The organism is Thalassospira sp. GO-4 (assembly GCF_023588965.1).
Taxonomy (GTDB): Bacteria; Pseudomonadota; Alphaproteobacteria; order Rhodospirillales; family Thalassospiraceae; genus Thalassospira; species Thalassospira povalilytica.
Genome location: NZ_CP097807.1, coordinates 4,189,956 through 4,212,989, shown reverse-complemented (window position 1 = coordinate 4,212,989; position 23,034 = coordinate 4,189,956). Strand labels below are relative to the sequence as shown.

The window sequence follows — 23,034 nt, the reverse complement described above, 5'->3', positions numbered from 1 at the left end:
TCGGGTTCTGATGGGGTAACTGTGCGGGATCATCCCGATGCGATGTCGTTTCACATGTGGACAAGATGACTGACTTCACCAAACTTGATATTTCGGCCACTGACACACCGCTTGCGGGTCAGGTGATTGCCGTCACGTCTGGCGGAACCGGCGGACATATGTTCCCTGCTGTTGCCTTGTCCAGATCACTGGTTCGACGCGGTGCCAAGGTTCTGTTTTTCACAGATGCCCGTGCCGCCCGCTATACCGAGGGTGTTGAAGGTGTCGAAACCGTCATCCTGCCAGCCGGTGGCATTGCCGGAAAAGGCATCAAGGGTCGTCTGACCGGCGCATTTCGCCTTGGCCTTGGCACGTTAAAGGCGCGATCCCTGATCAAAAAGGCAAAACCGGCCGCCGTGATCGGCTTTGGCGGATATGCATCGATCCCGGCCACCATGTCGGCAAAATGGCTTGGCATCCCCTATGCCATTCATGAACAGAACGCGGTTCTGGGCCGGGCAAACCGACTGGTTGCCAGCCATGCAGAACGCATTGCCACATCCTTTGCCAAAGTCACGATGATTGCGTCCGGCGATGAAGGCAAGATCATCTGGACCGGCAATCCGGTGCGCGCCGAAGTCGCAGCCCTTGCCGCGAGTGAGTATGAGGCGCCAACGGCCGATGGCCCGATCCGCCTTTTAATCACCGGTGGTTCGCAAGGGGCACGCATTTTGTCCGAGGTGCTGCCAAATGCGTTGGTCAGCCTGCCAGAAGACATTCGCAAACGTCTTCACGTCACCCAGCAGGCCCGCGAAGAAGATATTGATACCGTGCGCGCGACCTATGAGGGATCATTGATTGATGTGACCCTTGCGTCCTTCATCAACGATATTCCCGAAAAATTGCGGGACTGCCATTTGGTGATTGCACGATCCGGGGCATCTACAGTGGCCGAACTGACCGCGGCGGGACGTCCGGGTTTTCTGGTTCCCCTGCCCCATGCCATTGATGATCATCAACGTTTTAATGCCCAGCAGGTCGAGGATGCCGGTGGCGCATGGTTGCTGCCCCAGGATCGTTTTACCAGCGAACTGGTATCTGAACGGCTGGCGAAACTTTTAACCAATCCGGCGGCCTTGACGCGCGCGGCAAAGGCCGCCAAAAGCAGCGGTCGCGCCAATGCCGCCGAACGGCTGGCCGATATGGTGCTTGATATGCTGGGGCTGAACCCGGCCGGAAGCCCGAATAACCAGAACATGAATAAAGACCCCCAGAAGGTATGAGGAGACATGCAATGAATACCCTGCCGCTCAACATCGGCACCATCCACTTTGTCGGTATTGGTGGCATCGGCATGTCCGGCATTGCCGAAATTCTCCATAACCTGGGCTATTCGGTTCAGGGATCGGATATTTCGGACAATGCCAATGTGCAGCGCCTGCGCGATCTGGGCATCACGGTTTTTGTCGGTCATCAGGCGTCCAACGTCGAAGATGCCAAGGTGGTTGTCATTTCCACCGCCGTCAAACCGAACAACCCCGAAGTTGTCGCCGCGCGCGCAGAAATGATCCCGGTTGTCCGCCGTTCGGAAATGCTGGCCGAACTGATGCGCCTTAAGGCAGCAATCGCGATTGGCGGCACGCATGGCAAAACCACCACCACTTCGCTGGTGGCGACCATGCTTGATGCTGCCGGGCTTGATCCGACCGTGATCAATGGCGGGATCATCAATTCATATGGCACCAATGCTCGCCTTGGCGAAGGCGACTGGATGGTGGTTGAGGCCGATGAGTCTGATGGTACTTTTGTCAAAGTACCGTCCACCATTTCGGTTGTGACCAATATCGATCCGGAACATCTTGATCACTGGAAAGATTTCGATCAGCTGCGCGAAGCCTTCAAAAACTTCGTTCAGAACATTCCGTTCTATGGATTTGCCGTTCTGTGCATCGACCATCCCGAAGTTCAGGCCCTGATTGGCAAGGTCACGGATCGCCGTATCTTTACCTTCGGCTTCTCGCCACAGGCTGATGTGCGCGCGGTCAATGTGCGCACCAATATCGGCGAAAGCATCTTTGACGTCGTTATCCGCGAACGTGTCGATAGCGAAGAACGCGTGATCAAGGATGTCCGTCTGCCGATGGTTGGCGATCACAACGTATCGAACTCGCTTGCGGCGATCACGGTTGCGCTTGAACTTGGCATTCCGGACGACAAAATCGTTTCCGCCTTTGACGGTTTTACCGGGGTCAAGCGCCGCTTTACCAAAACCGGTGAAGTCGATGGCGTCACCATCATTGACGATTACGGCCACCACCCGGTCGAAATCAAAGCGGTCCTTAAGGCCGCCCGCCAAGCGACGCAGAACAATGTCATTGCCGTGGTTCAGCCGCACCGCTATTCGCGCCTGCATGACCTGTTTGAAGATTTCTGCACCTGCTTTAACGATGCCGACAGCGTGATTGTCGCCGATGTTTACGAAGCTGGCGAAAGCCCGATCGAAGGCGCATCACGTGACGCCCTGGTCGAAGGGTTGCGCAACCGTGGCCACCGCCATGTCAGTGCCCTTGAAGGCCCGGACAAACTCGCAGAAGTCATCAGGAACGAAGCCAAGCCGGGCGATCTTGTTGTCTGCCTTGGTGCCGGTTCCATCAGCGCATGGGCAAACGCCCTGCCCGCACAACTCGAAGCCCTGAAGAACTGAGACATCCATGAGCACGCCGGGACACCACACACCGCTGATCGATCGCCTGCCCAAGGTTCGCGGCAAGCTGCGTGAAGGCGCGCAACTGGCAAAAGTCACCTGGTTTCAGGTCGGCGGCCCGGCCGATGTGATGTTCCGCCCGGCCGATGAAGCCGATCTTGCCGATTTTCTCAAAGGCAAACCCGATGACATGCCAGTTACCGTGATCGGAGTGGGATCGAACCTTCTGGTGCGCGATGGTGGTATTCGCGGTGTTGTGATCCGCCTAGGTCGCCCGTTTACCGATGCCGTGATCAAGGATGGCGATCTGCATGTCGGTGCCGGTGCACTTGATCTGAATGTCGCGCAAGTCGCACAGCAGGCCGGGATCGCCAGACTTGAATTCCTGTCGGGTATTCCGGGAACCATCGGTGGGGCACTTCGGATGAATGCCGGCGCCTATGGCAGCGAGATCAAGGATGTTCTGATTTCCGCCACCGCCATTGACGGCAAGGGCATCAAACACACCGTGACGCCCGATGAAATGGGGATGTCATACCGCCATTGCGATTTGCCCGAAGACTGGATTTTCACATCGGCCATCCTGCGCGGCACAGCGGGCGATCCCGATGAAATCGCCAAACGTATGGACGAAATCCAGCAGGCCCGCGCCGGGTCCCAGCCGATCAAGTCGCGGACGGGCGGATCGACCTTTGCCAATCCGGTGCCCGAACGCGCATGGGAAGTCATTGATGCGGCGGGATGTCGCGGACTGACCATCGGCGGGGCGCAAATGTCCGAGCAACATTGCAATTTCATGATCAATACGGGCAATGCCACCGCCCTTGATCTTGAACAGTTGGGCGATGAAGTCCGCAAACGGGTTAAGGAACATAGCGGCGTTGAGCTGCGCTGGGAAATCCGGCGCATTGGCGAACGCCTTGGCCACTCGATCATAGGAAAAGACGCATGAGCAAACATGTCGCTGTCATTCTGGGCGGTTGGTCAGCAGAGCGCGAAGTATCCCTGTCCTCCGGGCGCGAATGCGCCAAGGCCCTGCGTGAAAAGGGGTATCAGGTCACCGAAATCGATGCGACCCGTGACCTTGCCAACCAGATCGCCGCAATCGATCCCAAACCCGATGTGATTTTCAACGCCCTGCATGGCCGCTGGGGCGAAGATGGCGCGGTTCAGGGTTTGCTTGAAATTCTGAACATCCCCTATACCCATTCCGGTGTGCGGGCATCAGCCATTGCCATGGACAAAATGTCGGCCAAGGCGATGTTTGCCGAATATGAAATCCCCTGTGCGCGCCATGTCTGGGTAAGCCGGGGCGACATCGCCAATGGCAAGGCACTACCGCCGCCCTATGTTCTTAAACCCAATAACGAAGGGTCTTCTGTCGGTGTCGAAATCATTCTGACCCCCGAAGAAGAACAGAACATGCTGGCGCGCGACTGGGTCCATGGCGATGGCGTCATGCAGGAAGAATTCATTGCCGGGCGCGAAATGACGGTTGCGGTAAAGGATGGCAAGGCGATGGAAGTCATCGAAATCCTGACCGGCAACCATGCCTTTTATGACTTTGAATCCAAATACGCCCAGGGCGGGTCCGAACACATCATTCCCGCCGACATTCACGGCGATCTGCGCGACCGTCTGCAACGCCATGCCGAACAGGCTTACAGTGCGCTGGGCTGTCGTGGTGTGGCGCGCGCAGATTTCCGCTATGACCCGGCACAGGACCGGCTGGCCATTCTCGAAATCAATACCCAGCCCGGCATGACACCGACATCACTTGTTCCCGATGCGGCCCGCCATGACGGCATGAGCTTTGCCGATATCGTCGCATGGATGGTGGAGGATGCTTCATGCGAACGCTAGGCCCCGTTGGCACGCTTGAAGAACAGGCACGCGAACGTCGCGAAAAGCTTGATAAAAAGCATGGCATCGCCTCCAACCTGAAAAAGGTGGCGCGTGTCATGTGGTGGGCGGGCTTTGTCGGGGTCATTACAATCATTCCCGCAGCCCTTTGGTATACCGGCAAGGCAGACAAATGGATTGCCATTGCCGAAGAGGAAAGTGTCCGCCTGTCTGCTGAACTGGGCATGACGGTCAAGAATATCGAAGTTTCGGGCCGGGAAAAAACCGATACCAACGCCCTTCTGGCAGCAATCGGTCAAAAGCCTGGCACACCGATCATTACCTTTGACGTTGATGCCGCGCGCGAACGGATCGAACAGCTTTCATGGGTGCGCACCGCAACGGTTGAACGCCAGTTGCCCGATACCCTGATCGTGTCGATTGTTGAACGTAAACCGCTTGCACTGTGGCAGACCCAAGATCGCGGTCACGTCCTGATTGATGGGGACGGTGAACAGCTTCAGAACTATGAACTTGGGGATTATCTTGATCTGCCGGTTCTGGTCGGGGACGATGCCCCGCAACATGCCGCCGAAATGCTTCAAACCATTCAAAGCATCCCGGATCTCTATGCCAAGGTCACCGGCGCACAGCGCATCGGTCATCGTCGCTGGAATATTCAGTTGTCGAACGGCATGTTCATCCGTTTGCCCGAACATGACATGGACAAGGCCTGGCAACGGCTTGAGATGCTTGATCGCGAACATGACCTTCTTGAACGCGACATCCTGATTGTCGATTTGCGTTTGCCTGATCGTACCTTTGTACGTCTGACACCGGGGGCGGCGGAAAAGCGCCGTAATCCCCCAAAGAAGGAGGGAGCGGTCTAGAACGGCCGCCTGAAATCACCAATCAGGACTGATTGACGCGCCAAACCGGTTTCGGTTCGCTAAGCGTTTGCAGCGTATCGGGTTCCGCCCCGTTGATCACATCGAGAAGATGCGAAGCCAGTTGCTGACCGGCAACAATCAGGTCTTCGCGCAAACTGTCGATCCGCGGGCGCGTCAGATCCAGCAAATCCGACGTTTCCTTGGCGATGACGTCGGCATGCTTGCCAACCTCAAGCCCGGACTGCGTCATGCCGTCAATCAGTGCCATGGCACATAATTCACTGCCGCAAATGATCCCGTCCGGGACATATTCCTGATGACGAAGCGCCATGCCTGCCTGGCGCAGAACTTCGATGCTGCTGTCAAGATCGACACCGGGCAGGACCTTGAACGGGATGTTGGCCGGTTCGGCGATTTCGGCAAGTCCAGCCAAAGTTTCCTGATAATAGGAAAATTCCGACGGCGGTGCCAAAAGCGCCAGACGGTTGCGCCCGCGTTTGATCATGCGTTCTGCCGCCATCCGGCAAAAGGCACGGTTATCAAAATCGTGATAGGCATGATCCTGTATCGTCTGGCATCGCCCATGGGTGACAAAGGGCAATCTGCTTTGTCTAAGGGCATGAACCCGTTCGTCATCAGGCCGGATATGGGTCAGGATCACCCCATCGGCGGCCCGGGTTTCAAGGATATAGCGTACCGGGTCCATCGGATCATCCAGACGCGATTGCGGCGTTACCACAAGATGATATGGCGTACCGCGAATGGCTTCTGAAATGCCGACAATCATGCGTCGGGCGAATTCCGGCACCTTGTCGGTCTGATCAAGGATCAGGCTGATGACATTTGTCTTGCCGGTGCGCAGCCTTACACCGGCTCGATCAGGGTGATAGCCGACCGCATCTGCGACCTTGCGGACACGTTCCTTGGTTTTTGCACCAATATCGGGCGCATCCTTTAACGCACGCGATACCGTCGTGACCCCAAGCCCGGTCATCTCGGCAATGGTTTTAAGTGTGGGGCGTGACCGGGGGGATGTTACCCCCTTTCCGGTCAGATATGGATCAGACAGTTTTCCCAACCTCCGGGCTGAACGCGTAATTAACGCAACCGTTCACCGCTTTGTGGATCAAAAAACACAATCTTTTCAAGATTGAAAAGCAAATCGGCTGCTTGATTGGCTGATCCGGACCAGTCCTGATGCAGGCGGGTAACGACCTCTTTGCCGCCCAGTGTCGTGATGGCATAGATATCCGCACCCGCAGGTTCGACAACGTCGATACGACAGGTTGCCTGAATGGATTTTTCGCCACCGCGCCCGGCCGCATCGGTTATGGCTTCGGGCCGGATGCCGACAATCACATCCTGCCCGTTGCGCGCACTGACCGTAACCGGCAGGGCGTCAAAGGACAGAACAAGCGGATCATCCCCCGCACGGCTCATCTCGATTGCATGGCCCCGCACGGTCGCCGGGATCAGGTTCATGGCCGGACTGCCCATGAAGTCGGCAACAAACATGTTGCTGGGATCGTTATAGATTTCGGCCGGTGTGCCATATTGCTGGACAATCCCGTCTTTGAGGACCGCAATGCGCGTCCCCAGGGTCATGGCTTCGATCTGATCGTGGGTGACATAGACGATCGTGCTGCCAAATGTCTGATGCATCCGTTTGATTTCGGTACGCATATCCACACGCAGCTTGGCATCAAGGTTTGAGAGCGGTTCATCAAACAGGAACAGTTTCGGATTTCGCACAAGTGCCCGCCCCATGGCTACGCGCTGTCGCTGACCACCGGAAAGCTGACCGGGTTTGCGATCCAGAAGATGTTCGATCTGAAGCGTTTTGGCGACTTCGGCGACCTTGGCGTCGCGTTCATCCTTGGGCATGCCGCGCATTTCAAGGCCAAAGGCGATGTTTTGCCCGACATTCATATTCGGATAAAGCGCATAGCTTTGAAACACCATGGCAATATTGCGATCTGCCGGTGCCAGATCGTCAATCACGTTGCCTTCGATCCGGATTTCCCCGGTGGTCAGTTTTTCCAGCCCGGCGATGGTATTGAGCAAGGTCGACTTGCCACAGCCCGACGGCCCGACCAACACCAGAAATCCGCCTTCTTCGACATCCAATGAAATATCACGCAGGACATTTATCGGTCCGAAGCTTTTGCATACCTTGTCGATCTGAAGAAATGACATGGTTCTTCCCCTGAACTTTCTGTTTTTGGCCTAACCCTTGACCGCGCCTGCCATCAGCCCGCGTACGAAATAGCGGCCCGATACGACATAGACGATCAGGGTCGGCAAGGCGGCAAGCACCGCACCGGCAAAGTGAACGTTGTATTCCTTGACCCCGGTCGAGGATGACACAAGGTTGTTCAGCGCAACCGTCATCGGCATCGAATCAAAGTCGGCAAAGGATGCCCCGAACAGGAAGTCATTCCAGATATTGGTGAACTGCCAGATCACGGTAACCACAATGATCGGTCCCGAACTTGGCAGAAGGATACGGGTAAAGGTCCGCCAGAACCCGGCACCATCCATTTTGGCGGCCTTGATCAGTTCGTCCGGGAAAGCCGCGTAATAGTTGCGGAAAAACAGCGTGGTAAATCCAAGCCCGTAAACCACATGCACCAGAACCAAGCCACTTGTTGTCCCGGCCAGTCCGATGGTGCCCAACACACGCGCCATCGGGATCAGAACGATCTGGAACGGAATAAAACAGGCAAACAGCATCAGCCCGAAAACAATCTTGTCACCGGGAAACCGCCATTTGGTCAGGACATACCCGTTCAACGCCCCAAGGAAGGTCGAAATCGTTACCGCCGGCACGACCATCAAAATGCTGTTGATGAAATATGGGCTAAGCCCGGTTGGCTCGACCCCGATCTGTGCACTGGACCAGGCTGTCAGCCACGGTTCGAACGTGAAGTTCTCCGGGAATGCCATCATGTTGCCGCCGCGAATTTCATCAAGCGTCTTGACGGAATTCACCAGCATCACAAACAGCGGCAAAAGATAATAAACCGCAAACAGGATCAGGACCGCATAAAGACATGCGCGCAGCAAACGGGCCGATGAAAATGCAGGTTGCGAAGAATGTGCCATTACCGACGCTCCCTGAGTTCTGCATACAGATAGGGCACAATAATGGATGCAATCATCGCCAGCATGATGACCGCCGATGATGCACCAACCCCCATCTGGTTGCGGGTAAAGGTATAGGAATACATAAAGGTTGCCGGAAGTTCGGTCGCCCGTCCCGGCCCGCCATTGGTCAGCGCGATGACAAGGTCATAGGCCTTGATCGCCAGATGGGCCAACACCACGAAAGCCGACAAAAAGACCGGACGCAATTGCGGGATCATGATCCTGGTATACAGGCTCCAGCGACCGGCACCGTCCATTTGCGCGGCCTTGAGGATTTCGCTGTCAATCCCGCGCAATCCGGCAAGAAACATCGCCATGACAAAGCCCGACGATTGCCAGACCGCGGCAATCACCACGGTATAGATCGCCATATTGCGATCCTTGATCCAGTCAAAGGTGAAGCTTTCCCATCCCCATAGATGCATGGTGTTTTCAAGACCAAGTCCCGGATCAAGAAACCATTTCCAGGCCGTTCCGGTCACAATAAAGGACAGCGCCATCGGATAGAGATAGATCGGGCGCAAAATGCCCTCGCCCCGGATTTTCTGATCCAGAAAGATCGCAAGAACAAGCCCCAGCAAAGAGCAAATCAGAATGTAAAGAATGCCAAAAATCGCAAGATTCTGAAGGGCCGTGATCCAGTTACGCTGCCCCCACAAGCGGGCGTAGTTATCAAGTCCTTGCAGATCATAGGATGGCAACATCCGGCTGTCGGTCAGCGACAGATAACCGGTATAAAGGATGAAACCGTAAACAAATAACAGGATTAAAAACAGACTGGGGCTCAGCACCAGCCGCGGAAGGATTTCCCGCAGGGTGGCTTCTGCCTTGCCGGGCAGTGAGTGTTGCATTGATGATGCTCCGCACTTCCGCAATTCGGTTCGGCGGTCGGAAACCCGACCGCCGAGGATCATTTTTATTCTTACTGTGCAGACTCAACGGCGTTGACGAGTTCCTCGACCGCGGTCTCGGCGTCGTATTCGCCATTGAAATGGGCTGTGATCACGTCATACATGGCGTTTTTGACACCGGCCGGGACCGAGTGACCATGGGCCATGGACCCGAAAAGCGTGCCTTTTTTGTTGGCTGCCGCCAGTTCTGCCATGCCTTTTTTGCCACAGGCATCAAAGGCATCATTGGGAACGTCGGTACGGGCCGGAACCGATCCCTTGACCACGTTAAACGCCGACTGGAAGGTTGGCGACATCACTGCTGATGCCAGTTTCATCTGGGCGTCCTGACGGTCTTCACCGACCTTGAACATGACAAACTGGTCAGAGTTGAAGGTCACGGCATCCTGCGTTCCCGGGAAGCGGAAGCACATAAAGTCCTGATCGGGCACCTTGCCCGCATTCAGGAATTCACCCTTGGCCCAGTCGCCCATGAACTGAACGCCGGCTTCCTTGTTGATCACCATCGCGGTTGCAAGATTCCAGTCACGGCCCGAGAAATTGTCATCCACATAGCTGCGCAGCTTTGCCATGCGTTCAAACACGGTCTTCATGGTGTCGGAACCAAGTGCGTCGGGATCGGTATCGATCATCGATGCCTGATAGAAATCAGGTCCGCCCGTTGCCATCACGACCGCATCAAAGATGGTCGCGTCCTGCCAGGCCTGACCACCATGGGCAACGGCGGTGTAGCCAGCAGCCTTGATCTTGTCGAGGGCCGCAATCAGCTCATCCCAGTTGCCCGGCTGTTTCAGGCCAAGCTCGTCAAAGATCGCCTTGTTGGCCCAGACCCAGTTGGTCGAATGCACGTTGACCGGGGCTGCAATCCAGTGGCCATCATATTTTGAAAAGCCCTTAAGCGCATCGGGAACAACCGCATCCCAGCCTTCCTTGCTGGCAAGCTCATCAAGATTGGCCAGAACACCTTCGCCTGCCCAGTCCTTGATATCAAAGCCCAGCATCTGAACGGCTGTCGGTGCATTGCCCGATGTCACGCGCGCGCGCAAAACAGTCATTGCCTGTTCCCCGCCACCGCCTGCAACCGGCATGTCATTCCATGACACACCCTGACCTTCGAGATCCTTTTTCAGAACCTGAAGCGCCTTTGCCTCGCCACCGGCGGTCCACCAGTGCAGAACCTCCACGCTTTCCTGTGCGGATGCGATGCTTGTGGAAAGCCCCAGTGCCGCAATCATGCCAAGCCCGGCACGCGTCATCTTGCCAAGAAACATTTTGCTTCCTCCCTGTACGGTTATTGTTTCGGCGCTTGATTACTGCAACGTTACAGTTGAGTGTCAAGCTACACCTGTAACGTTGCAGTACAGCATGACATCAACCGCCCGAGAAACCCGTGATTGATATGGGAGCGCTATCGCATCGCAAAATCGGACATTTCCGTGAAAAGCATGGTGACATGCAGAAGACTCGGTGCTGCCTTAACCAAATTGCAACCGCTTTTGATGGAAAACGGGCTTAATAACTTGGGTCATGACCCTGGGGCAGGTTCGCCTCCCTCCAATAACTTTAGAATAATTCAGAGCATTAAATTGGCACGCAGCAAGACAAGATCAGGATTGATTGCGGCCTTGGACATTGGAACGTCCAAGGTCTGCTGTTTCATTGCGCGACGCGAAAAGGACCATCCGCCGAAAATCATCGGTATCGGACACAACATGTCCAAGGGCCTTCAAAGCGGTTCGATCGCCAATCTTGATGCTGCACAGGAAGTCGTTCTGGCCGCGGTCAATGCGGCTGAAAAAATGGCGGGTCAGACCATTGAATCGGTCATTGTGAACCTGTCGGGTGGTCGCCCGGAATCAGAAACCCACACGGTTGAACTGCCATTGGGGTCGCGCCCGATCGGCAATCTCGAGATCCGCAAACTGAATGACCAGAAAGAAGCCCTTCTGCGTCAGGCCGGTGACGAACTGATCCACACCGTTCCGCTCGGCTTCCGGCTTGACGGCGCCAGTACGATGAACGATCCGCGCGGCATGTATGGGTCGACCCTTGGTCTTGATCTGCATTTCGTGCGCACCCAGACCGCGCCATTGCGCAACCTTGATACGCTTCTGGGACGCTGCCATCTGGCGATCGAGGAAACCGTAGTCACGCCGCTGGCGTCCGGTCTTTCGGCACTGACCCCTGATCAGCGTGACCTTGGCGCAACCGTGATCGACATGGGTGCCGGCACAACAAGCGTTGCCGTGTTCAATGGCGGCCAGGTCATCTATACCGCCTCGATCCCGGTTGGTGGCGCGCATGTCACCCGCGATATTGCCTATGGCCTTAATACGTCGCTTAATCACGCGGAACGGATGAAGACCCTGCATGGCAGTGCGCTGACATCACCGTCAGATGATCAGGAAATCCTTGCGGTCCCGATCATTGGTGATGAAGACGAAAACAACTTCAACCATGTGCCGCGCTCGATGCTGATCAACATCATCAAGCCGCGCCTTGAAGAAACCTTTGAACTGATCCGTGATCAGCTTGAAGAACACGGCCTGACCCAAATCGGCGGACGCAGCATTGTCCTGACCGGCGGTGCAAGTCAGCTGAATGCCATTGCCGATCTCGCCAACCAGATGTTTGAACGTCCGGCATCCGTTGCCCATCCGCACGGGGTGACCGGCCTTGCAGAAGCAACCGCCGGCCCGGCATTTTCGGCCTGCGCAGGCTTGTTGCTGCGGGCGGTTGAACAAGGCAATGACCCCCTTAGCGAAGCAATGGCATCGATCCATCAATCGGGCGGTCGCTGGGGCCGTCTGGGGGCCTGGTTCAAGGAAAACTTCTAGTTTCCTGTGACCCTTTCCCCTGACTGGCGCAGAAATCTGTGCAATCGAAAAACAAGTGCATTTTTTTCTGCATTTTCTCGAAAACTTTCGCGCGCATTAACAAGCCAATAACTCTTTGCCCGCTAAAACGGACTCGGAGGTCTTTGTGCCCGATGCATTTCGGGTACGCACAGGCAAAGGGAAGGCTTGTGTGATCTTAAGGGTCAGGACCTATTAATTTGATTGGAATGGCAGTGTTTATATTTGCGAAACCCAAGGAAAAGCCCGCAGAGCGGGTTGGCACCCCGGGCAAGGGATTTGACGCCGGAGTTCGTAAATATAAACACTGCCCTTCGGGTCAATCGGATTTTCGCGGGCTACTTTGTCTCAAAACCTTGAAAGATATTCATCTTCCTTCGGTCTTGATCCGCGTATCCGCATTAATCCGAATGACCATTCGAACCAAATTAATAGGTCCTGACCCTCAGCTCTAAAGCGCGGAGAGGAAGAGCAAACAATGAGTACAATCAATTTTTCCGTCCCTGAAACGGAAGAAAATCTAAAGCCGAAGATCACCGTTATCGGTGTCGGCGGTGCGGGCGGCAACGCCGTTAACAACATGATCGCGTCCGAACTCGAAGGATGCGATTTTGTCGTTGCCAACACAGACTCACAGGCCCTGACCCAAAGCAAAGCCACGCGCAAGATGCAGCTTGGCCGCAAGATTACCCAGGGTCTTGGTGCAGGCGCACGACCGGATGCCGGTAGTGCCGCCGCCGAAGAATCCATCGAAGACATTCAGGCCCAGCTTGAAGGCAGCCACATGGTATTCATCACCGCCGGTATGGGCGGTGGTACGGGTACCGGTGCAGCCCCGGTCATTGCACGTGCCGCCAAGGAAGCCGGCATTCTGACCGTTGGTGTCGTTACCAAACCGTTCCATTTCGAAGGTACGCGCCGTATGCGTACTGCCGAACAGGGCATCGAACAGCTTCAGCAATATGTCGACACCCTGATCATCATCCCGAACCAGAACCTGTTCCGGGTTGCGAACGAAAAAACCACTTTCGCAGATGCCTTCCAGATGGCTGACGATGTTCTGCGCAACGGTGTCCGTTCGATTACCGACCTTATGATGGTTCCGGGTCTTGTGAACCTTGACTTTGCCGACATTCGCACCGTGATGAGCGAAATGGGCAAGGCGATGATGGGCACCGGCGAAGCATCCGGCGAGAAACGTGCGCTTGAAGCAGCCGAAGCCGCCATTGCCAACCCGCTTCTGGAAGATGCATCGATGAAGGGCGCACGTGCGGTCCTGATCAACATCACCGGCGGCATGGATATGGCCCTGTATGAAGTTGACGAAGCTGCAAACCGCATTCGCGAAGAAGTCGCTTCCGAAGCCAACATCATCTTTGGTTCGACCTTTGATCCGACCATCGAAGGTGCACTGCGTGTTTCCGTTGTTGCCACGGGCATCGACGCCGAAGAAGTACGCCGTCCGCAGCCGACCACCGTTTCCGTTGCACAGCCCAAAGCAGCACAGCCGGCTGAAAAGCCGTCCATGCCGTCCTTTGGTCAGCATGGCGCTGCCAACGCAGCAGCCAGCGTTGCTGAAACCACCCAGTCGGGCGGTGGCGATTATGCCGGTGGCGCATCCATCGATCACATTCCGGCCGAACGCTTTGCCGCGACCGGCAGCGCACAGCAGCCGGAACTGAGCCATCAAGCCGAAGCACAGGAAACCGGTTCCATTGAAATGGGCCAGACGGTTCTGAAACCGAAACCGGTTCTGCGCGCCAACAAGCCGATGGAAAAAACCAACAGCAACGGCGACATGGCCTTTATCCCGCCGCGCGCCGTTTCGCCAAGCGAAGCCGATCAGGTCAGTCACAGCCCGGACGTCTTCGAAGCTGCCGATGCGCAGAACGCAACCTCTCCGCGTTCGGTTCTGAGCAGCCTGTTTGGCAAGAACAAAACCGTCAAGGAACCGCATCAGCACGCGGAGCCGAAAGTCTCGCAACCGCAGGCACCGGCACCGCGTCAGACTGAAATGTCTCTTGGCGAAGACAGTGCTTCTGTCATGAAGAAGGAGCCCGCTTCCCGGGGCAAGGCGCAAGGCGCGTCTGATGACCTTCTTGAAATTCCAGCCTTCCTTCGTCGTCAGGCGAACTGACGGCAAAACTCCGCGCGATGAAAGGGAAGGCTTCGGCCTTCCCTTTTTTTATAGGCAGACCATTTTATCTGACGCCCAAGACCGGCACCTGTGAAATGAAATGTTTCACATCGTTGTTTCAGAACAGAGAAATATAAATTCAAGTCATTGTTCTATTTGTAATTTTCGCCGTTTTCGATGATTTACAAAGCGTAACAAAGAGTGATTTGAGTGATTTTCACAACCTCTGTAGTGTCTGAAGCTAACGAAGTAAGGGTTACGGCCCTGCCAATGACTTCGACCAAGATTGATTGCAACCTGACTGACCTGATTTGGGGGTTCCTGTGAACAACATCGCCGACCTTAGTGCTGCCATCGCGCAGACAGGCGTCTCTGGTGACGATTACGTGCGTCAACGCACGCTTAAAGCGTCCATCGGCTGTGCGGGCGTCGGTCTGCATTCCGGTCACAAGATCCGCATCACACTGCACCCTGCCCCGGTTAATCATGGCATCGTATTTCGCCGCACGGATCTGGATGACCAGCCGTTGTTCCCGGCACGTTACGATGGCGTGATCGACACCCGCCTGTGCACCTGCCTGGGCGACGCTTCCCGTGGTATCAAGATCGGCACCATCGAACATTTGATGGCTGCTCTGGCCGGGTCGCGCATTGATAACGTTCTGATCGATATCGATGCCGACGAAGTTCCGGTTATGGATGGCAGTTCCGCACCGTTCAACTTCCTGATCGATTGTGTCGGCATCGAAGAACAGAATGCCCCGCGTCAGGTCATCGAAGTGCTCAAGGCAGTTGAAGTCGAATATAACGGCTGCACGGCGCGTGTTGAGCCGGCCCACGGCTTTGAAATCGATTTCGAAATTGATTTCGCCAGCAAGGCCATTGCCAACCAGCGCATGAATGTCAAATTCGATGATGGTGTTTTCGTGGCCGATATCGCACGTGCCCGCACGTTCGGTTTCCTTCACGAAGTCGAAGCCATGCGTTCAGCCGGTCTGGCCCGTGGCGGTTCGCTTGACAATGCGGTTGTGCTGTCGGGCGACGAAGTCATGAATGAAGAAGGCCTGCGCTACGAAGACGAATTCGTTCGCCACAAGATCCTTGATGCGCTGGGCGATCTTTATACGGCCGGCTTGCAGCTTCAGGGCAAGGTAACCGCCTATAAATCCGGTCACCACGTAAATAACCTGCTGCTTCAGGCATTGCTGGCCGATGAAAGCGCCTATCAGGTTGTCCCGATGCCGAAATCAGCACTGCATGGTGCATCTGCACCGGTTCTGGCGACCGCGTAAGCCGATAACGGGTTTTGGAATCCGGCACAAAACATTCGAAATTGGCGGCCCGTCGGGTCGCCTTTTTTGTTGTCTGACCGCGTTTTTCCCGCGCAGATCAAAGCACAGGCTCAAGATCGGGCATAAAAGTCACCGATTGGCGACACAACTACTTGCCCAACCACGCCCTTCACATGATATAGTCCGGCGGATTTTCCCGTGAGTGCGTCACAAAATTCAAGGATAGGTCACAGTGCTTAGTACCGTTCGCGCCAAACACATCATTGCAACATGTGGCATGGCCATTCTGCTTGCTGCCTGCTCAAGCAATGAGGCACCGGAATATGTCGAACGTCCGGTATCCGAACTGTATAACGGTGCACAGGATCTTCTGGACGCCAAGGAATATCAAAAGGCCGCCCAGGCATTTGACGAAGTCGAACGCCAGCACCCCTATTCGGTCTGGGCGACCAAGGCGACCCTGATGTCGGCCTATTCCTATTATCAGGACAACAAATATGATGATGCCATCAACGCACTTGATCGCTTCATCTCGCTTCATCCGGCCAACCCGGATGTGCCATATGCCTATTACCTCAAGGCATTGTCCTACTATGAACAGATTTCCGATGTCGGCCGTGATCAGCAGATGACCCAGCACGCCATGGAGGCGCTTGATGATGTTATCCGCCGTTTCCCCGACAGCAAATATTCCCGCGACGCCAAACTGAAAAAGGACCTTACGGTCGATCACCTTGCCGGCAAGGAAATGAGCGTCGGGCGCTATTATCAGGACCGTCAGGAATATCTGGCTGCGATCAACCGGTTCAAATCGGTTATCGACAAATATCAGACCACAACCCACGTTCCCGAGGCACTTGCACGCCTGACCGAATGCTATTTGGCACTGGGTCTTGAGGGTGAGGCAAAGCGCACCGCAGCCGTCCTTGGCCACAACTTCCCGGGCAGCGAATATTACAGCGAATCCTACAGCCTTCTGGTCGGGGATGCCGGTGCCGAGCGCACCGAAGAAAGCTGGTGGGATTCCGCAACCAAGTCGATCACTGACCTTTTCTAGGCCACTCGTGCAAAAGACCTGATCACCATCAGGTCTTCTTGACATCCGGGGCAAAACAACCATAGAACACAACAGGAACAAACGATAATAAGGTCCTGTTGCAAATCGCTTCTGCTCCGACCGCACAAGAACCCGGTTTTTGATCACGCGCCGGGTGTTGCAATACTTGCAAGCCGGGTCGGTATTGGGCACTCTGCAAGTCGCAAAGCTGTTTGACCAAACTGTCTGCTGCCCCGTTAACAACATCAGTACCCAGAAATGCTTCGACGCCTCAGCATTCGGAACGTAGTCCTTATCGACAAGCTGGATCTGGATTTCCATGACGGACTTAGCGTCCTGACAGGTGAAACCGGGGCCGGTAAATCCATCTTGCTGGATTCTCTGGGGCTTGCTTTGGGCGCACGCGCCGATAGCGGACTGGTCCGCCATGGCTGCGACAAATGCAGCGTCACCGCCACCTTCACCCTGCCACAAGGACACCCGGTTTTCCGGCTACTTGCCGATCAGGATATCGATCTTGAAAGCGAAGAACTGGTGGTACGCCGCGTGGTAACCGCGGACGGACGGTCGCGGGCCTATGTCAATGACCAGTCGGTTTCAGTCGGGCTTTTGCGCGATGTTGGCAATTATTGCGTCGAAATTCAGGGGCAATTTGATCAGCACGGCCTGCTTGACCCGACAACCCACCGCGCCACCCTTGATGCCCATGGCAATCTTGGGGCGCTTGCCATGACGGTGCGCGACCACTGGCGGGCCTGGCGGGAAACGCAAAAAGAACTCAACACCGCACGCGCACGCATCGACAAGGCGCGCGAAGAAGAAGAATGGCTTCGCCACGCAGTCGATGAACTTGAGAAACTGGGTCCCGAAGAAGGCGAAGAAGAACGCCTTGCCGAGGAACGCCAGTTCCTGATGCATGGTGAAAAGCTGGTTGCCGCCCTCAATGATGCCGGCACCGAACTTTCGCGCGGCAAGGGCGCCGAAAGCGCGCTACGCAGCGCCCAGCGTTGCCTTGAACGTGAACTTGAAAAGGCCGATGGCCGATTTGAACCGATCATCGAGGCGCTGGACCGTGCAGCCATCGAACTTGAAGAAGCCAATCGCGCCATTTCTGCCACCCTTGCCGATCTGAATGTTGATACCGGCCATCAGGAAAATGTCGAGGAACGGCTTTTTGCCCTTCGGGCGGCGGCACGCAAATATAACGTGCCCGTCGATGGCCTGAATGCCCTGATGAAGGATTTCCGATCCCAGATTGATCAGCTTGAATTCGGGGAAAAGGAACTGTCGCGCCTGACCGCTGCGGTTGGCGAACATCGCAATGCCTATATCGAAGCCGGACAAAAGCTTCATGCCGCACGCAAGGAAGCCGCTGCAAAGCTTGACGGCGCGATCAATGCCGAATTGCCACCGCTTCGCATGGAAAAGGCCCGCTTCGTTACCGATATCGAACTGGTTGATGAAAATGAATGGGGCATTGATGGCATCGACCGGGTGCAATTCACCGTTGCCACCAACCCGGGAAGCCCTCCGGGCGCGCTGAACAAGATCGCCTCAGGCGGCGAGCTGTCCCGGTTCCTGCTTGCGCTTAAGGTCGTTCTGGCACGTGTATCAGCCGTCCCCAGCCTTGTCTTTGACGAAGTTGACAGCGGTGTTGGCGGTGCCACTGCTGCTGCCATCGGACAGCGTTTGCATCTGTTGGCAAAGGAACGCCAGATCTTGGTGATTACCCACAGCCCGCAGGTCGCGGCACGCGGACGCACCCATTTCTATATTGCCAAGCGCGAAACAGACGGCACCATGGTGACCCGTGTCGACGCCCTGGTTGATGGTGCGCGCCGCGAAGAAATTGCCCGCATGCTGGCCGGGCATTCCGTCACCGCCGAGGCCCGCGCAGCGGCTGACAGCTTGCTTGAACAACCCAATTAAGATCCGGCATTCACGCCGAACCCACTTCGAATACGGAACAAAAAGAATATGAACGCCGAACATGCGTCAAACAACACAAGCCTTCCGGAAATGCCCGCCACCAGCACCGAGGCACGCAAACAGCATGCGGAAATTTCCGATCGCATTCGGTCCTATAACGAAGCCTATTACGTCAATGACGAACCGCTCGTTCCCGATGCCGAATATGACGCATTGTTCAATCGCCTGATCGAACTTGAATCCCATTATCCGACGCTTAAGAAAAACAGCCCGACACAGGAAGTCGGTGCGGCCCCGGCCGAAGGCTTTGCCAAGGTCAAGCACGCCCGTCCGATGCTGTCGCTTGGCAATGCGTTTTCACGCGATGACATTGTCGATTTTCTTGCCCGTATCCGCCGTTTCCTGAACCTGACAGCGCACAGCCCGGTCGAAGTCGTGGGCGAGCCCAAGATTGACGGGCTTTCGCTTTCGCTGCGCTATGAAGGCCGGACGCTTGTTACGGCGGCAACCCGCGGTGACGGGGCCGAAGGCGAAGATGTCACCGCCAATGTCGCCCATATTGACGACATCCCCAAAACCCTGCCCGATGATGCGCCCGATGTGGTCGAAATCCGCGGCGAGGTCTATATGGCGCGATCCGCCTTTCAAAAGCTGAACGAGACACAGGCAGAAACCGGCGGCAAAACATTTGCCAACCCGCGCAACGCTGCTGCGGGTTCCTTGCGCCAGCTTGATCCTTCCATCAGCGCGAAACGCCCGCTTCGTTTCTTTGCCTACAGCTTTGGCGAACTCTCCGAAAGCCTGGCCCAGACACAGTGGGACTTTTTGCAAAAGGTCGCTGGCTGGGGCTTTGTCATCAACCCGCTGACACGCCGACTGAACGATGCCGATGATATCATGGCGTTTTACGACGAACTGGCAAAACAGCGTCCGGACCTTGATTACGACATTGATGGCATCGTCTATAAGGTCAATGATTTTGAACTTCAGCTGCGGCTTGGCTTTGTCAGCCGTTCGCCGCGCTGGGCCATTGCCCATAAATTCCCGGCCGAGCAGGCCCGCACCCGCCTTAATGCCATCGATATCCAGGTTGGCCGCACCGGCGCGCTTACCCCGGTTGCCCGTCTTGAACCGGTCACGGTCGGCGGTGTTGTTGTGTCAAACGCCACCCTCCATAACCGTGACGAGATCGAACGTCTGGGAGTGCGGGTTGGCGACATGGTGGTCATTCAGCGTGCCGGTGACGTGATCCCGCAGGTGGTTGAAGTCATCCTTGATGAACGCCCCGAGGGAACCGAGGAATATCAGTTCCCCGATGAATGCCCGAAATGTCACAGCCATGCCATGCGCGAAGAAGGCGAAGCTGTCACCCGCTGCACCGGTGGTCTGATTTGCCCCGCACAGGCGGTTGAGCGGCTTAAACATTTCGTATCGCGCAATGCCTTTGATATCGACGGCATGGGGGCCAAAAATATCGAGACATTCTTTGAACTGGGCTGGGTCAAATCACCGGGTGATATTTTCCGGCTTGAAACGGACCATGGCGATGCGATCAGAAAGCTTGAAGGCTGGGGTGATAAATCCGCAACCAAGCTGTTTGACGGGATCAATGAACGCAGAACCATCGGGCTTGACCGGTTCATCTATGCGCTTGGCATTCGCCAGATCGGTCAGGCAACCGCCAAACTGCTTGCCCGGCATTACGGGTCACTGGGCGAATGGCGCAACGCCATGATTGCCGCCAATCAGGCCGATAGTGACGCATTGCGCGAACTGATCAATATCGATCAGATCGGCCCCGGCGTTGCCAAGGACCTGATCGAGTTCATGGCCGAAGAACACAATCTGGCGGTGCTTGATGACCTGCAATCGTTGCTGACCATCACCGATGTCGAAGCGCCGACCGTTTCCGACAGCCCAGTTAGCGGCAAGACCGTTGTGTTTACCGGTAAACTTGAACTGTTTTCGCGCAACGAGGCAAAGGTCAAAGCCGAAAGTCTTGGTGCTAAAGTAGCGGGTTCGGTTTCGGCAAAAACAGATTATCTTGTTGCAGGACCCGGTGCAGGTTCCAAATTAAAGAAAGCAGAAGAATTGGGTGTGACTGTTCTTGATGAGCAAGGATGGCTTGATCTGATTGCCACGCAATAATGGCGGTCCATGACCGAAGGAATGGGTGCAGATGGAAGATCTCGGAAGTTTTTTTCGCCGCTACGTAGATGCACATCTTAAGCTCGATGAAGGCGCGCTTGACGAATTTTATCACTTTCCCTGTCTGATCAATGACCTGTCCGGTGTTCATGCGATTTCCAAGGCCGAGGATCTGCACAAATATCATCAGTCATTCTTTGACGAGTTGAAAAATGCGGATCTTGCCATGGCCAAATCCATGGTGGTCGAACAGCATTCCGCACTTCCGGGCGGGGCACGTGCGATCGTGTCCTTCCGGTTTGGCAATTCGGAAAACAACCTGATCTTTGACTGTGATTATGCCTTTGCCCTGCTGAAACAGGACGAGAAATGGAAGGTCGTCTTCGCCCAGCTTGATGAAATCCGTTACAGCGACCTGTATTGAGGTCCCTTGATGGCCGTTCCTGATCCCCGCCGGCTTCTGATTTTATGTACTGTGCTGCTGCTTGCAGGCGCACCGCCCACGGCCAAAGCCGACCCTGATTTTGAAACACTGTCGGGAACGGCGCGGGCCATTGATGCCGACACATTGGAATTCGGATTTCGGCGTGTGGACCTGTGGGGCGCGGATGCCATGAACCGGTTCCAGAAATGCCTGGTGAACGGTCAAAGTACGGCCTGCGGTGCTGAGGCATGGCAGGTCACCACCAATCTTCTGGTCGCCACCCCGATCACCTGCCGGGTTCAGGGCAAGAACCGCTATCACCGCAATCTGGCCATTTGTCGCAATGCCAATGGCATGGATATCGGACAAAGTCTGATTGCCCGGGGCATGGCGGTCGCGCGCCCCGATCAGATGCCCGAATATGGGGCGATCGAAGCCCGCGCCAGACAAAGCAGAACCGGCATATGGGCCGGGCAATTCATTGATCCGTTGAAATGGCGACGCGGTGAACGCCTTCCTGAACATGAAATCGAAGTCCGCCGCTGGTAAGGCGGCAAACCTGCAAGATCACCGGCTGGTTACGGTTTTGTATTGGGGGCAAATGGCCGTGCCAATAACCGCCCCAGTCCCGCAAGGCTGAAGCTGTTTTTCAACGATGCCACCCCCAAGGTCACAACCGCAAAACCGATCATTTGCGGAACCGTAAGAATTTCGCCCAGGAACAGCCAGGCAGCAAAAAATGTCATTGCCGGCCCCGACAGGGAAATCAGGGATGCCTGGGTCGCACCAATTCGCCGGATCCCCTCATACAAAAGGAAAAACGGGATCACGGTGCAAAAGATCGAAATGCCCGCCGTCCATGCAATTCCGGCCGGATTAAGGTTCAAAGGCTTCTGGACCACCAGTTCGTAAAGAACCATCGACAGCCCCGCCATTGTGTTGATCAGGGCCGCGAAATGCATCGACCCGATGGTTTTGATCATGCGCTGTCCGAAATACAGATAGCAGGCATAGGTCAATGCCGATCCGAATGCCCAGGCCGCGCCATACCACAAACCGCCTGACACCATGTCAAAACCGCCCGGTGCCAATACCAGCATCAGACCGATATAGGTCACAACAAAACACACCACCTGACGGAATGGCGGGAAACGCCGTTTGTGCAAAGCTTCCAGGATCATCACCACCGCAGGAAAGGTAAACAGCACGATCCGCGAGACGGTCACATCGATCAGGGATACGGCGGTAAAATCAAACAGCGATGCCAAAAAGAACAATCCGCCATACAACGCCCCCCATGCCAGATCGACCGGTTGCATCTTGCGATCACCGGGGCGCTGTTTGCCAAACAGCATAACGCCAAGCCAAAAGAACGGCATCGCAATCAGAAACCGCAACAGCAACAAGCCATCAACTGTCATGCCGGTGGCATACACAAATTTGGCAAGCAGCCCCTTCATCGCAAGCGCGACGGTCGCGAGCAACACAATCGTCAAAGCGGAGCCAACCGGCTTTTCCGCATTTGCGCTTTTCTGTGTGCTGACAGGTGATGACTGGGCAGATGCCGTCGGGGCATCTGCATCCGCGTGGGGCTGTGATGTCATGGTGGTCTCCGATCCTCTCTCGGGCTCAGTGTTACCCGCAAGGTGTCATTATTCAATTCGAATTAATTGCTATCAGATATCAGCTTTGGCTATATCTTAGGGGATCGCATCAACA

The 23,034-nt window shown here is 55.6% G+C and carries 19 protein-coding genes; 13 read left to right on the top strand and 6 right to left on the bottom strand.

All coding sequences use genetic code 11. The features are described from left to right. Positions 1-65: 65 nt before the first annotated feature. Genes murG through M9H61_RS19125 form a run of 5 tightly spaced genes read left to right on the top strand, consistent with a single transcriptional unit; the run spans position 66 to position 5,415 of the window. Positions 66-1,262: an undecaprenyldiphospho-muramoylpentapeptide beta-N-acetylglucosaminyltransferase gene (murG, locus tag M9H61_RS19145; RefSeq protein WP_250282351.1), complete on the top strand. Its 1,197-nt coding sequence runs from the start codon at positions 66-68 to the stop codon at positions 1,260-1,262. An 11-nt stretch (positions 1,263-1,273) separates the two neighbouring features. Further along, positions 1,274-2,683 carry a UDP-N-acetylmuramate--L-alanine ligase gene (gene murC / locus M9H61_RS19140; protein WP_068519518.1) on the top strand — a complete coding sequence of 470 codons (1,410 nt, stop codon included), beginning with the start codon at positions 1,274-1,276 and terminating at the stop codon, positions 2,681-2,683. A 7-nt stretch (positions 2,684-2,690) separates the two neighbouring features. Next, complete coding sequence (gene murB / locus M9H61_RS19135; protein ID WP_250282349.1) at positions 2,691-3,635, top strand: UDP-N-acetylmuramate dehydrogenase; 945 nt, start codon at positions 2,691-2,693, stop codon at positions 3,633-3,635. Continuing rightward, complete coding sequence (locus M9H61_RS19130; protein WP_250282347.1) at positions 3,632-4,546, top strand: D-alanine--D-alanine ligase; 915 nt, start codon at positions 3,632-3,634, stop codon at positions 4,544-4,546. Before murB ends, M9H61_RS19130 begins: the two co-directional genes overlap by 4 nt. Next, positions 4,534-5,415: a cell division protein FtsQ/DivIB gene (locus tag M9H61_RS19125; protein WP_250282345.1), complete on the top strand. Its 882-nt coding sequence runs from the start codon at positions 4,534-4,536 to the stop codon at positions 5,413-5,415. Before M9H61_RS19130 ends, M9H61_RS19125 begins: the two co-directional genes overlap by 13 nt. Positions 5,416-5,437: 22 nt before the next feature. Here M9H61_RS19125 and M9H61_RS19120 read toward each other — a convergent pair whose 3' ends face one another. The 5 genes from M9H61_RS19120 to M9H61_RS19100 all read right to left on the bottom strand — a co-directional run bounded on the left by M9H61_RS19120 (position 5,438) and on the right by M9H61_RS19100 (position 10,744). Beyond that, positions 5,438-6,493: a LacI family transcriptional regulator gene (locus tag M9H61_RS19120; protein ID WP_250282344.1), complete on the bottom strand. Its 1,056-nt coding sequence runs from the start codon at positions 6,491-6,493 to the stop codon at positions 5,438-5,440. Positions 6,494-6,513: 20 nt separating this feature from the next. Beyond that, complete coding sequence (locus M9H61_RS19115) at positions 6,514-7,611, bottom strand: ABC transporter ATP-binding protein (RefSeq protein ID WP_114113704.1); 1,098 nt, start codon at positions 7,609-7,611, stop codon at positions 6,514-6,516. Between the two features lie 30 nt (positions 7,612-7,641). After that, positions 7,642-8,520 (bottom strand): carbohydrate ABC transporter permease, encoded by an 879-nt coding sequence (locus tag M9H61_RS19110; protein ID WP_068519512.1) that lies wholly within the window; start codon positions 8,518-8,520, stop codon positions 7,642-7,644. Further along, complete coding sequence (locus tag M9H61_RS19105; RefSeq protein WP_068519511.1) at positions 8,520-9,413, bottom strand: carbohydrate ABC transporter permease; 894 nt, start codon at positions 9,411-9,413, stop codon at positions 8,520-8,522. The genes M9H61_RS19110 and M9H61_RS19105 overlap by 1 nt, the downstream gene beginning before the upstream one ends. Before the next feature lie 71 nt (positions 9,414-9,484). Beyond that, positions 9,485-10,744, bottom strand: a complete 1,260-nt coding sequence (locus tag M9H61_RS19100) for an ABC transporter substrate-binding protein (protein ID WP_101245711.1) — start codon at positions 10,742-10,744, stop codon at positions 9,485-9,487. A gap of 249 nt (positions 10,745-10,993) precedes the next feature. Here M9H61_RS19100 and ftsA point away from each other — a divergent pair, with 249 nt between their 5' ends. The 8 genes from ftsA (at position 10,994) to M9H61_RS19060 (ending at position 21,864) form a co-directional block, all read left to right on the top strand. Further along, positions 10,994-12,310: a cell division protein FtsA gene (gene ftsA, locus M9H61_RS19095; RefSeq protein WP_369813527.1), complete on the top strand. Its 1,317-nt coding sequence runs from the start codon at positions 10,994-10,996 to the stop codon at positions 12,308-12,310. Positions 12,311-12,806: 496 nt separating this feature from the next. Continuing rightward, positions 12,807-14,465, top strand: a complete 1,659-nt coding sequence (ftsZ, locus tag M9H61_RS19090) for a cell division protein FtsZ (protein ID WP_101245710.1) — start codon at positions 12,807-12,809, stop codon at positions 14,463-14,465. 323 nt (positions 14,466-14,788) lie between these two features. Then, on the top strand, positions 14,789-15,757 hold the full coding sequence (gene lpxC, locus M9H61_RS19085) for a UDP-3-O-acyl-N-acetylglucosamine deacetylase (protein WP_082817857.1): 969 nt from the start codon (positions 14,789-14,791) through the stop codon (positions 15,755-15,757). Positions 15,758-16,034: 277 nt separating this feature from the next. Further along, positions 16,035-16,814, top strand: coding sequence for an outer membrane protein assembly factor BamD (locus tag M9H61_RS19080; protein ID WP_068519717.1), 780 nt, complete (start codon positions 16,035-16,037; stop codon positions 16,812-16,814). Between the two features lie 258 nt (positions 16,815-17,072). Beyond that, a complete protein-coding gene (gene recN / locus M9H61_RS19075) occupies positions 17,073-18,743 on the top strand; it encodes a DNA repair protein RecN (protein WP_206926979.1) in 1,671 nt (556 codons plus the stop codon). 48 nt (positions 18,744-18,791) lie between these two features. Beyond that, a complete protein-coding gene (ligA, locus tag M9H61_RS19070) occupies positions 18,792-20,891 on the top strand; it encodes an NAD-dependent DNA ligase LigA (RefSeq protein WP_250282342.1) in 2,100 nt (699 codons plus the stop codon). A gap of 31 nt (positions 20,892-20,922) precedes the next feature. Further along, complete coding sequence (locus M9H61_RS19065; RefSeq protein WP_068519506.1) at positions 20,923-21,315, top strand: hypothetical protein; 393 nt, start codon at positions 20,923-20,925, stop codon at positions 21,313-21,315. Between the two features lie 9 nt (positions 21,316-21,324). Continuing rightward, positions 21,325-21,864 (top strand): thermonuclease family protein, encoded by a 540-nt coding sequence (locus M9H61_RS19060; RefSeq protein WP_206926977.1) that lies wholly within the window; start codon positions 21,325-21,327, stop codon positions 21,862-21,864. 29 nt (positions 21,865-21,893) lie between these two features. Here the strand turns inward: M9H61_RS19060 and M9H61_RS19055 are convergent, their stop codons facing one another. Continuing rightward, the gene (locus tag M9H61_RS19055; protein WP_114113699.1) at positions 21,894-22,919 is read right to left on the bottom strand and encodes a DMT family transporter; all 1,026 of its coding nucleotides are present in this window, start codon (positions 22,917-22,919) and stop codon (positions 21,894-21,896) included. Positions 22,920-23,034: the final 115 nt, after the last annotated feature.

Excerpts from the sequence above, each read along its gene's own strand:
- murG (WP_250282351.1), top strand. The coding sequence starts at position 66 with ATGACTGACTTCACCAAACTTGATATTTCGGCCACTGACACACCGCTT.
- murC (WP_068519518.1), top strand. The coding sequence starts at position 1,274 with ATGAATACCCTGCCGCTCAACATCGGCACCATCCACTTTGTCGGTATT.
- murB (WP_250282349.1), top strand. The coding sequence starts at position 2,691 with ATGAGCACGCCGGGACACCACACACCGCTGATCGATCGCCTGCCCAAG.
- M9H61_RS19130 (WP_250282347.1), top strand. The coding sequence starts at position 3,632 with ATGAGCAAACATGTCGCTGTCATTCTGGGCGGTTGGTCAGCAGAGCGC.
- M9H61_RS19125 (WP_250282345.1), top strand. The coding sequence starts at position 4,534 with ATGCGAACGCTAGGCCCCGTTGGCACGCTTGAAGAACAGGCACGCGAA.
- M9H61_RS19115 (WP_114113704.1), bottom strand. The coding sequence starts at position 7,611 with ATGTCATTTCTTCAGATCGACAAGGTATGCAAAAGCTTCGGACCGATA.
- M9H61_RS19110 (WP_068519512.1), bottom strand. The coding sequence starts at position 8,520 with ATGGCACATTCTTCGCAACCTGCATTTTCATCGGCCCGTTTGCTGCGC.
- M9H61_RS19105 (WP_068519511.1), bottom strand. The coding sequence starts at position 9,413 with ATGCAACACTCACTGCCCGGCAAGGCAGAAGCCACCCTGCGGGAAATC.
- M9H61_RS19100 (WP_101245711.1), bottom strand. The coding sequence starts at position 10,744 with ATGTTTCTTGGCAAGATGACGCGTGCCGGGCTTGGCATGATTGCGGCA.
- ftsZ (WP_101245710.1), top strand. The coding sequence starts at position 12,807 with ATGAGTACAATCAATTTTTCCGTCCCTGAAACGGAAGAAAATCTAAAG.
- M9H61_RS19080 (WP_068519717.1), top strand. The coding sequence starts at position 16,035 with ATGGCCATTCTGCTTGCTGCCTGCTCAAGCAATGAGGCACCGGAATAT.
- recN (WP_206926979.1), top strand. The coding sequence starts at position 17,073 with ATGCTTCGACGCCTCAGCATTCGGAACGTAGTCCTTATCGACAAGCTG.
- ligA (WP_250282342.1), top strand. The coding sequence starts at position 18,792 with ATGAACGCCGAACATGCGTCAAACAACACAAGCCTTCCGGAAATGCCC.
- M9H61_RS19065 (WP_068519506.1), top strand. The coding sequence starts at position 20,923 with ATGGAAGATCTCGGAAGTTTTTTTCGCCGCTACGTAGATGCACATCTT.
- M9H61_RS19060 (WP_206926977.1), top strand. The coding sequence starts at position 21,325 with ATGGCCGTTCCTGATCCCCGCCGGCTTCTGATTTTATGTACTGTGCTG.
- M9H61_RS19055 (WP_114113699.1), bottom strand. The coding sequence starts at position 22,919 with ATGACATCACAGCCCCACGCGGATGCAGATGCCCCGACGGCATCTGCC.